Source organism: Deltaproteobacteria bacterium HGW-Deltaproteobacteria-4 (genome assembly GCA_002841765.1).
Taxonomy (GTDB): Bacteria; Desulfobacterota; Desulfuromonadia; order Desulfuromonadales; family UBA2197; genus UBA2197.
In genome coordinates this window covers 1-11366 of the sequence record PHAV01000014.1, presented here as the reverse complement: position 1 = coordinate 11366, position 11366 = coordinate 1, and the positions used below count along the sequence as shown (strand labels likewise).

Sequence of the window (11366 nt, the reverse complement as noted above, 5' to 3'; positions counted from 1 at the left end):
TGACCCAGGTGCAAATTGAAGAATCCCTTGCTCAGTGCTATCCCCCGCGAAGAGTTTGACTATCAGACGTTGTTGGACGCCGTCCGCGGGTATTCGCAGCCGCGCCAAAAAATCTCAAGTCTTCTCGCCAAAGGATTGATCATCCGGATCAAGAAGGGGCTCTATATTCGAGGAGAATCTCAGCGCCGTCAGTCTTTTTGTCGCGAGCTTCTCGCTAACCTGATTTACGGTCCATCCTATATCTCTCTGGAGTATGCGCTCAGTTATTACGGGTTGATCCCCGAAAGGGTTGAAACCGTCACCTCGGTGACTTGCGGGCGGGCGAGGAGTTTTGCAACACCCGTCGGCATCTTTTCTTATAAATCAATTCCATTAGATGTATTCAGCATGGGGATGGACCGGTTTGAATTTGCGGATGGGCGCTCCTTTCTTATCGGAACCCCTGAAAAAGTCTTGGCAGATATGTTGGTAGCAAGCCGGGGGGGAGGGATAACAACGCAAAGAGAGTTGCGCAGTTACCTGTTCGAAAATCTTCGCATCGATGCGGATGGTCTTATGAAGATGAATCCGCTTCGCTTGACGGAGATTGCCATGCGCTATAGATCTCGTCGGGTGAAACTGTTAGCAGATTTCGTCAGTCGTATTCAGAGACACGGGCTCAAGGATGATAAGGGGAGCGGTGAATGAGTGAGGCGATTGCCAGAATGCTGGCCAAGTATGAGCTGAAGAGCGTTGGCGATTCGCAGCAGGCACTGCGGGAGATTATGCAGGAAGTGGTTCTCCTTGGGCTTTGGCGCGCCAAATTCTTTGAACATGCTGCTTTCTATGGTGGGACGGCTCTTCGAATCCTTTACGGCCTGGATCGATTTTCAGAGGATCTCGATTTTTCGCTCTTGACGCCGGACGAAAATTTCAGTCTGAAAAGATATACGGCATCGCTCGAAGAGGAATTGTTCGCTTTCGGCTTCACCGTCAAAGTCGAGATGATCGATAAAGCGGTCGATTCGGCAGTGCAGTCGGCTTTTCTCAAAGCGAATACCAAAAACGAGCTATTGGTTGTTGAGGCTGGCAATAACTTTGCCCGGCAGATACCCGAGGGCCAAGTCCTGAAGATCAAGATTGAGGTCGATACCGATCCGCCCCCGGGCTTTGCGACCCAAACCCGCTATCTTCTCAACCCCATACCGTTTGCGGTGCGGTGCTATGCACTCCCTGACCTCTTTGCGGGGAAGATGCATGCACTCCTGTTTCGCAAGTGGAAGAATCGTGTCAAAGGGCGTGACTGGTATGATCTTGTCTGGTATGCAGCGAATCACCCCCGATTGCACCTTGCTCATCTCGAAGAGCGGATGCGGCAAACGAGGCACTGGGCAGGCGATCAGAAACTGACGTCCGCAAGATTCGCCGGGTTGCTGACCGAAACCATCGATCAACTCGATGTGAATCAGGCGCTCAAGGATGTCTTCCCCTTTGTCAGGGATCCGCGTGCTCTTGACCTGTGGTCTCATGATTTTTTTAGAGATGTGGCGACACGGATAGAGATCGTCGAAGATTAGTATCTTGCGCTCCTCCCCCTTTAGCAAAGGGGGAGATTGTTATTCGGAAAATTGACGCTAATCAGTTGCCTTTTATGCCTGCTCGAATTTCTTTGCGACCTTTGCGCCTTTGCGGTAAATGAACTGCCGATTCAGATTTCAAGGTCTTCCAATTCCCGATTCACGCCTCACGGCCCCTCAACTTTTTTGTATTGACAATTAACAGAAGTCAATATAAACAATTTAACCATTGAAAAATGAAATTTTCTGCCGATCCCTTCTTCTCCCTGTGGGGAGATGCGGGTGTTGGACATGTGTTTTGCAGGAGGAACAGCATCATGAAGACCGAGGGAGGTGCCGTCCACATTGTCGGCCCACGCACATTCCACAATTCCATGATGGTCTTTTATCTTCAGGGGAATTTGGGATTAAACTGTTTTGCCCACACCGCCATGACGCGGATTCCGCTTGACGACGGGCGTGAAAATTCACCACCGAAACTGGTCCTCTGCGACTGTCTGTTTCACGACCGGGAAGAAATTTCCCGCCTTCTGCCGCAAACCAGAGGCCTCTGTTCCGGATCCCGCCTCGCCCTTTTCAACGTGGCTGAAGACATAGAGATTGAGAGTGAAGCTCTGGGCAACGGTGTCCGGGGCTTTTTTTATGAAAATGATCCGGTGGAAAGTCTCCTTAAGGGGATCCGCGCCATGTTTGAGGGGGAGCTTTGGCTTTCCCGTAAAAAGATGAGCCAGTGCCTCCTGGATCAATCTGCGCCGCATCCGCACCGCGAGAAGGACTGTGCGCTGTTGACGGAAAGAGAAAGGGTGATCATGGTGATGGTCGCCAAGGGCGCCAGGAACGAAAATATCGCCGAAAAATTCTGCATCAGCACCCACACCGTCAAAACTCACGTCTACAACATCTTCAAGAAAATCAAAGTGACCAACCGCCTCCAGGCCGCGCTCTGGGCGGCGAAGAACCTGTAGCATCCCCCCCGTCACGCCGGGAGTTGCCGGCCGGTCCCGCTGGCAGTCAGGGGAGTTGCGCCGTCATCGTACGAAAAAAGTATTAGTCTTCCTCATACTCTCCCCCCCCATACCTCATGCTCCTTTCGTACCTCCTCCCCGTAAAAAATACGAAAACAATTGGTACTTTTGCCGCATAGCTCTTTTCCAACATTAGTTTAAAGTAACCACCATCCTATTTGTCTGTTGTTCCGGATCAGGGGTCCTCTTCACGCTACCCCTGTTAGTTGGAGACACACAGGAAATATCCGTCGACAAAATTCGTTTATCCACTTTTCCCGGTTAAAGAGCCTTCCCTGGCAAGGCCCTGGCTGCGGATCAGCAACTTCAGGTTCTCTTTTGAGGGGGAAAGAGTGAAAGGACGCAATGACAGGTAAGGAGCGCAGACGTTTGGAACGGTTCGAACTACAAGCTTTCGCAACGATCGAGGCGCGTGTGCCCGGTCGGGAGGCAGAAGTACTTTACTTGCAAACCCGGGATATCTCCAGCGGCGGCGCCTATTTTCTGGGCGCTGCGCTCCTGCCGCAAGGGACGCGCACCCGGCTTCATATTCATCTGCCGCTGCACGGAGTGCCGGCGGCGCAGGAGGAGCAGGGGGCTCAGCTCAATATCTCCGGTACGGTTCTGCGCAGCGACCAGCAGGGGATGGCGATAAGATTTGATCGGAAATTCAAACTGATTCCGGCTGGTTGATAAACAGGTTGGAATTCATTCCCGGGAGGACAAAGTGAAAAGAAAATTTTTTTCGTTGTACGGATCGACCCAGTGCGACTTTGGGAAAGGAGGAACCTCGTGATAACTGCACCACGAATTTTCAGGAGAGTCACCAGGGCGCTCCCTTTGTTGCTCGCAGCCATTCTCTGGCTGACGGCGGCAGGGGCGACAGCCGCGAGCTGGGATTCCACAACGGTCGACAACTCGACCAACATCTCCGGCAAATACGCCTCCATGGCCGTCGCCCCGGATGGCAGCCTGCACATCGGCTACCTCGACACCAACTCGGTCTTCCCGGTCCTCAAGTACGCCAATAACGCCGGAGGGGCAAGCTGGAAGAACTTCACCATCGAGAGCCTGCAGCCCTACATCAACGACGTCAAGCTGGCCAGCACCGCCACGGTCTACACCCCGGCCGGGCCGCGCATCATGGCCTACTCCCAGAATCAGGCCACCGGTCAGTTCAAGTACCAGGCGGTGCGCAAGATTCTCGGCGACGGCTGGCAGCTGCAGGACATCGCCGGCGGCAAATGGCCGGCGGCGATGGGCGGCGGCGACCAGATGCCGATCACCGCTATCAGCGATGCGACCAGAACCGGCGCCGTCCAGCACCAGGGGTTCTCCTTCATCACCTTTTCCGACGGTGAAAAGCTCTGGTATGCCAACGAGCGCGACTACTACTATTACCCCTTTACGGGGACCGGTACCGTTAACCAGAGCGATCTCGGCATCGACAGCAATGGCGCTGGCCATATTGTCTTCTACGATCCCAATGCAGGGCTCCAGTACGCGCTGAACAACACGGCCCCCGTGACCCTGGTGAGCGGCGTGACCCGCAACCCGGTCATCGCCATCGACGCCAGCAACCGCCTGCACGTCACCTACCTCGGGCCGATCAACAATATCTGGTATATGAACAAGCCCTCCGGCGGCGCCTGGAGCACTCCGGTGAACATCAGCTCCGTCGGCAGCATCGGCGGGCACCTCTCTCTCAAGGCGGACAGCGGCGGCAGCCTGCATCTGGCCTATTACTACAACAACGCCCAGGCCAACGGCAAATCGTTCCTCCGCTACATGTCCCGGACGCCGGCGGGTGTCTGGTCCGCGGCGGAAGACGTCCCGCCCGCCGACCAGGTCAGCAAGGATATCGGCCAGTACGCCACCGTGGTGGTCGGGCCGAACAACAACATCAGCATCGCCTATTACGATGTCTTCCGCTCGAAACTGTGCGTGGCCAGGAAGGTGACCCCGGCGATCAATGTCTCGCCGGCCCCGGTCTACTATGGCAACGTGCAACCCTACGCCTCCCTGACCAAGACGGTGACGGTGACCAACAAGGGGGGGAGCAACCTGCTCCTCTCCGGCATCCCGACCCTGAGCGGCGCCAACGCCGCCGAGTTCGCCATCACCGCCAACACCTGCACCAGCGGCCTGAGCATCGCCGCCGGCACCGCCGGCTGCAGCGTGACGGTGCGCTTCATCCCCACCGCCCTGGGGACGAAAACGGCCAGTCTCAACATCGTCTCCAACGATCCGGCTACAGCGACCCGGGCGGTGGATCTGCGCGGCATGAGCTACTCGCCGGCCGACAGCTTCACCGTCAACGCCTCCGCGACTATCGGTGGCGCCATCACCCCCGCCGGGGCGGTCACTGCCGCCGGCGGCAGCAACCAGACCTTCACCATCACTCCCGATCCCGGCTTCCTGATCGGCGGAGTGACGGTCAACGGCGTCTCTGTCGGCACCCTGACCTCCTACACCTTTGTCGAGGTGAACGCCAATCAAAGTATCGCCGTCGCCTTTACCCCGGTCGCCCCGGTCGCCACCTGGGTGATCAACGAGGTCGACAACGTCAGCGGCGTCGATACCGGCAAGTACTGCTCCATCGCCCGCGACGAGGCCGGCAAGCTCTATGTCGGCTACATGGACACCAGTCCCCTTAACCCGGCGCCGCTCTTCAAATATGTCACCAACAGCTCCGGTTCCTGGAGCACGCCGGTCATTGTCCCGGCCCCGACGGGGAGCAACTTCGTCACCGCCGGTACCGCCACCGTCTACAGCGAGGGGATCGGTCCGCGCTTCATGGCCTACACCCAGGATGCCGCGACCCAGGTCTACGGCTATTCGGCAGCGCGCTGGCGCACGGCCGAGGGCGCCTGGCAGCTGCAACCCGTGGCCGGCCCACCCACCCCCTTCCCGATGGGCGCAGTCACCGAAGATACCTTCACCGGCGCCACCCAGTATCAGGGGAAGACCTTCATCAGCTACACCGACGGCAACAACCTGTGGTACGCCAACGAACGCGACATGTACTACTACGAATTCGAAAGCGACAACCAGCTGGCCGGCGCCGGTAAACAGAGCGACCTGGTCCTTGACTCCCTCGGCAACATCCATGTCGTCTACTACAACCCCAACGGCACCCTCATGTACGGCACCAACACCACGCCCCAGGCCACCAACTTCCAGGTCAGTGCGCTGGTGAATGCGTTTGTCTCCGACCCGTCGATCACCATCGATTCGCAGGATACCCTGCACGTCGCCTACGTCCAGGCCGGCCGGGTCAAGTATCTGAATGGCGCGCTGGTCAATGGCGCCCGGGTCTGGAGTACCCCTTACGACTTCGGCCCCTGCGGTACGGCCGGAGCCTTCACCTCCATCGAAGCCAACGGCCTCGATATCGTTCACCTCGCGTACTACAGCAACAACGGCAACGGCATCGGTACGGTCATGTATGCCCAGCGCACCGCCAGTGGCAGCTGGTCTATCCCGACCCCGGTCTGGGCGACCGGAGAAGCCTCGGGGAGCGACGTCGGCCGCTATGCCACCCTGATGGTCGATGACCATCACAATGTCAGCATCGCTTATTACGACGCTTCCCGCACCTCTCTCAAGGTGGCGATCAAACAGATCCCGGTCATCAATACTCCGGCGTCGGTCAACTTCGGTTACGTGGTGTCCGGGCAGGAGTCCTCCAAGCTGGTGACGGTCAGCAACGTCGGCAAGGTGCCGCTCAAAATCGGCAGCATCGTACTCAACGGTGCCGACGCTGCCCAGTTCAGTGTCAGCAACGACAATTGCAGTAACGCCACTCTGGTCGCCGATGCCAGCCTTCCCGCCAACAAGTGCACCATCACCGTCACATTTGCGCCGACCATCAACGGCACCTTGACCGGCAGCCTGCGGATTCCGTCCAACGACTCCTACACCCCGATCAAGGAGGTCGCACTGGTCGGCTCCACCGAAACGATCCTTTACGTCATCGACGCTTCGGCCGGCAATCAGGGGAGCATCGATCCGAGCGGCTCCACCGCCCTCCCGCCCGGCGCCAGCCAGACCTTTACCATCACCCCTGATCCCGGTCTGCATGTCGCCAATGTCCTGGTCGACGGCGTCCCCCAAGGTCCGGTCATTAGCTACACCTTTGAAAACCTCGACGCCAATCACACCATCGAGGCCTTCTTTGCTTCCTATGTTCGCGTTGCCGGTGTCTACATCGGTACGCTTCAGGGGGCCTATGACGTCTCGGGACCGGGAGCCCCGGTGCAGGCTCAGGCCAGAAACTTTGTCGAAGACCTTGCTTGCGATATGAACAAGGAGGTCGTTCTGGAGGGCGGCTACGATTCCCTGTTCAGCAGCCAGACCGGTGCCACCATCCTCAAGGGGAATCTTGAAGTCAGTGATGGCGGCCTCGAAGTGCAGAATCTCGGGATCGAATAGCGGCCCGCGCACGCACGACGCGTGCTGCGGGACAAGGGAATGAAACAAACTTTGAGAATGTTGTGGTCTCAATAAATTGATGAGGAGAATCAGATGAAGAGGAACAAGAAAATGCGCGGCAGGTTGGAACCACTTTGCCAGGCCACGGCCATCATTGCTGCTGCCGTCCTGCTGTCACCGTCGGTCTCTTTTGCGGTCGATCGGTTCTGGGTCAAAAACGATATCGGAGCCATTACCTTCAAGGTCAGCGATCTCGGCGCCGTGACGGCCACCAGTTACAGTGGCGACGGTGCGGGATTGACCAATCTCTCGATTCCGCCCGGCCTCGACGGCAGCAATGCCCTGGTGACGATCAGCAGTGAGCTGGTCGGCGCTAACTGTGCCAACGGCGGAAAGAAGCTCGAATTTTTTCTCGATGATAATCGCAATGGCGTGATGGACGGAGCGGAATTCGTCAATGCTGTCAGCTTTGTGTGTGATGGTGCGCAGGGGCCGCAGGGCGTTCAGGGGATTCAAGGTCTTCAGGGTGAGCAGGGTATCCAAGGTGCCGCCGGTGCTGATGGCATCAATGGCGTCGACGGCGCTGAAGGTCCCCAGGGTCCGATTGGGCCACAAGGACTGCAAGGTTTGACCGGCGCCACTGGTCCGGAAGGCCCGCAAGGATTGACTGGTTTGACAGGCGCCAAGGTCCAATCGGCTTGACGGGTGCCGCTGGTGCGAACGGCCTTGATGGTGCTGCCGGAGCCGATGGTGCAATGGGCCCCTCCGGGCCGCAAGGTGAGCAAGGTATCCAGGGTGTTGCCGGTACCAACGGACTTGACGGAGCAACTGGGCCCCAAGGTATTCAAGGTGAGGTTGGCCCTCAAGGTCCAATCGGCTTGACGGGTGCCGCTGGTGCTAACGGCCTTGATGGTGCTGCCGGACCGCAAGGCGAAGTTGGCCCGATGGGCCCGCAAGGTGTGGCCGGTACTAACGGTGTCGACGGCGCAGTAGGACCTGCTGGTGCTGATGGTGCGACAGGCGCAACTGGTCCTGCCGGGCCTCAAGGCGAGCAGGGGATCCAAGGTGTTGCCGGTGTTGATGGCACCAATGGAGTTGACGGCGCTACCGGACCTCAAGGCGAAGTTGGCCCGATGGGTCCGCAAGGTGAGCAGGGCATCCAAGGCGTTGCCGGCCCGATTGGCCCGCAAGGTTTGGCTGGTGCTGATGGTTCAAGGCGTTGCCGGTACTAACGGACTTGACGGAGCAACTGGTCCCCAAGGTATTCAAGGTGAGGTCGGTCCGCAAGGTCCAATCGGCTTGACGGGTGCTGCCGGAGCTGACGGTGCAATGGGCCCCGCCGGGCCGCAAGGTGAGCAAGGTATCCAGGGCGTTGCCGGGCCGATTGGCCCGCAAGGTTTGGCTGGTGCTGATGGTGTCGACGGAGAAGTAGGACCTGCTGGTGCAACGGGCGCAACCGGGCCTGCTGGTCCGCAAGGCGAGCAGGGCTTGATCGGCGCTACCGGGCCCAAGGGCGATACCGGAGATCAAGGTCTCCAGGGTCTTCAAGGTGAAACTGGTCCCATCGGACCTATCGGTTTGACCGGCGCTGCCGGAGTCGATGGTGCTGACGGCGCAACGGGCGCAACTGGTCCTGCCGGGCCGCAAGGCGAGCAAGGAATCCAAGGTATTGCCGGCGTTGACGGCATCAATGGCGTTGACGGAGCAGTCGGTCCGCAGGGTCCGATTGGTTTGACCGGGCCGCAGGGCGAGCAAGGAATTCAGGGCGTTGCTGGTTCTGATGGCATCAATGGAGTTGACGGTGCAGTCGGTCCGCAAGGCGTTGCCGGTGCTGACGGCGCAACGGGCGCAACTGGTCCTGCTGGTCCTCAAGGTGAGCAGGGGATCCAGGGCATTGCCGGTGTTGATGGCACCAATGGAGTTGATGGTGCTATCGGTCCGCAAGGTGAAGTTGGCCCGATGGGCCCGCAAGGTTTGGCCGGTACTAACGGTGTCGACGGCGCAGTCGGTCCTGCCGGAGCTGACGGTGCAACCGGGCCTGCCGGGCCGCAAGGGCTACAGGGACTGCAGGGCGAGCAAGGCTTGACTGGTTCCACTGGCGCGACTGGTCCTGCCGGGCCGCAAGGTGAACAAGGCATCCAAGGTGTCGCCGGTGCCGATGGCCTCAATGGCGTTGACGGAGCAGTTGGTCCGCAAGGTCCGATTGGTTTGACCGGACCTCAAGGCGAAGTTGGCCCGATGGGCCCGCAAGGTTTGGCTGGTGCTGATGGTGCTGCCGGAGCAACTGGTCCTGCCGGGCCTCAAGGCGAGCAGGGGATCCAGGGCATTGCCGGTGTTGATGGCACCAATGGAGTTGATGGTGCTGCCGGTCCGCAAGGTGAAGTTGGCCCGATGGGGCCGCAAGGTTTGGCCGGTACTAACGGTGTTGACGGCGCAGTAGGTCCTGCCGGAGCTGACGGTGCAACCGGGCCTGCCGGGCCGCAAGGTGAGCAGGGCATTCAGGGCATTGCTGGTCCTCAAGGTGAGCAGGGGATTCAGGGTGTTGCCGGCGCTAACGGCGTTGACGGTATCAATGGCGTTGACGGTGCAGTCGGTGCGACTGGACCTGAGGGGCCGATGGGCCCACAAGGCCCGCAAGGTTTGACGGGTGCTGATGGTGCAATCGGACCGCAAGGCTTGCAAGGCCCCATTGGTTTGACCGGGCCGGAAGGCCCCCAGGGTTCGACGGGTCTGACCGGACCCCAGGGCCCGGCTGGTTCGCCGGATACTCAGGCGGATATCCTCGGCAAATTGGCGCAGCAGGCTGATGGGATGGTGCTGACGGTGCGGCAGGGTGCGACCGAAGCGGCAAGCGCTTTAAAGTTCGATATTAAAGATGCAACCGGAATATCAAAACTAAATATAAATTCAGGAGGGACAGTCACTAGTTATGGCTATTATTACAGCAAGGCATTTTCCGACACACCAGGAGTCAGACCGGTATACGGGCTTGAGCGTTCAAGAGGGACGGTAACAAGTCCAACAGTTGTTCAACTAAACGATAAACTGGGAACCTTTGCTTTCAGTGGCTACGATGGAGGAGCTCAGCAGAGTGGTGCATTGATAGAGGGCTTCGTTGATGGTGCAGTATCTGGCGGCGTGGTGCCGACTAGACTTTCAATTGTAACGGGAAGTAGTATGAGCAATAGAGCAGAGAGGTTGGTGGTTAAAAACGATGGTAATATCGGCATCGGGACAACCGCCCCAACTCAAAAGCTTGAAGTTAACGGGAATATAAAAGCTACTGCTTTTATTGGTGATGGTTCTCAACTCACCAACCTCCCTACAGGTGGGTCATGGGGTAGCATAACCGGGACTATCAGCAATCAGACTGATCTGCAAAGCTCCCTTAATGCTAAGCAGAATGTTCTTGGATTCACCCCGGAAAATGAAATAAACAAAGGCATTGCTAATGGCTATGCAGCCCTTGATGCTACAGGTAAAGTACCCGCCACACAACTGCCAGCTTCAGAGACTGAAACCCAGTCCAGCATTCTTAGCAAGATTGCAACGCAGACAAATGGAGCAGTTCTGACTGTTCAGCAGGGTGCAACAGAAACTGCAGGCGCTATTAAACTGGCAGTAAAGGATAGTGCGGGGAATAATGCCTACTCCATGACATCAAATGGCATTATGAATATTCTTGGTGCGGCGAGCCAGCCTAGCCTTACGCTCCAGATGCATGGCGATGTTAGCGGTCAACGACCAGTATTTGTTGGTAATCGCAGCCGAGGCACTGCTTCAATTCCTCTGGCGGTGCAAACAGGGGATAAACTTGGCACACTTGCTTTTGCCGGACATGATGGCACAGCTTTTCAGTCGGGTGCTTTGATGGAAGTTTTTGTTGACGGCACCGTTAGTGCCGGTTCTGTGCCACAACGCTTCTCAATTGTAACAGGAAGTGCTCCAAGTAATAGAGCCGAGAGGTTGGTGGTAAAAAATGACGGTAACGTTGGTATAGGCACCACCGCGCCTTCCCAAAGACTCGAGGTAGCCGGCGGCGTCCGTCTCAATACCGTTGCCGCCAAACCGACGTGTGATGACGCTACGCCCACCACCCGCGGCACTATCTGGGTCACGCAAGGCGCAGCAGATGATACAGTCGAAGTCTGCGCCAAGGTGGAAGGTGTACTGCAATGGAAGAAACTGCTCTGGTGAACCGTGAATGGTGAACCGTGAATGGTGAACCGTGAAACGTAGAGAGAAGGGGCGGCTACCGATTGGTGGCCGCCTCTTTTTCTTGGTGCGCCCGGCAGGGCGCGTGGCGTGTAAGCGCCATCGATTCAGCTATGGTGGCTGAATCGCGACTTGGTGGTGAAAGTCCTCTATCGGC

General features: G+C 57.9%; 6 protein-coding genes and 1 pseudogene. All 7 read left to right on the top strand.

Going from position 1 to position 11366, the window contains the following annotated elements; genetic code table 11:
* Positions 1–15: 15 nt before the first annotated feature.
* The 7 genes and pseudogenes from CVU69_10160 (at position 16) to CVU69_10130 (ending at position 11191) form a co-directional block, all read left to right on the top strand.
* Positions 16–687, top strand: a complete 672-nt coding sequence (locus CVU69_10160; protein PKN11835.1) for a hypothetical protein — start codon at positions 16–18, stop codon at positions 685–687.
* Positions 684–1556, top strand: a complete 873-nt coding sequence (locus CVU69_10155) for a hypothetical protein (GenBank protein PKN11834.1) — start codon at positions 684–686, stop codon at positions 1554–1556. The genes CVU69_10160 and CVU69_10155 overlap by 4 nt, the downstream gene beginning before the upstream one ends.
* Positions 1557–1792: 236 nt before the next feature.
* A complete protein-coding gene (locus tag CVU69_10150) occupies positions 1793–2521 on the top strand; it encodes a hypothetical protein (protein ID PKN11833.1) in 729 nt (242 codons plus the stop codon).
* A 405-nt stretch (positions 2522–2926) separates the two neighbouring features.
* The gene (locus CVU69_10145) at positions 2927–3253 is read left to right on the top strand and encodes a hypothetical protein (GenBank protein PKN11832.1); all 327 of its coding nucleotides are present in this window, start codon (positions 2927–2929) and stop codon (positions 3251–3253) included.
* Positions 3254–3403: 150 nt separating this feature from the next.
* Positions 3404–6994: a hypothetical protein gene (locus tag CVU69_10140; protein PKN11831.1), complete on the top strand. Its 3591-nt coding sequence runs from the start codon at positions 3404–3406 to the stop codon at positions 6992–6994.
* 93 nt (positions 6995–7087) lie between these two features.
* Positions 7088–8226: pseudogene (locus CVU69_10135) on the top strand (hypothetical protein).
* On the top strand, positions 8201–11191 hold the full coding sequence (locus tag CVU69_10130) for a hypothetical protein (GenBank protein ID PKN11830.1): 2991 nt from the start codon (positions 8201–8203) through the stop codon (positions 11189–11191). Before CVU69_10135 ends, CVU69_10130 begins: the two are co-directional and overlap by 26 nt.
* The last annotated feature ends 175 nt before the right edge of the window (positions 11192–11366 follow it).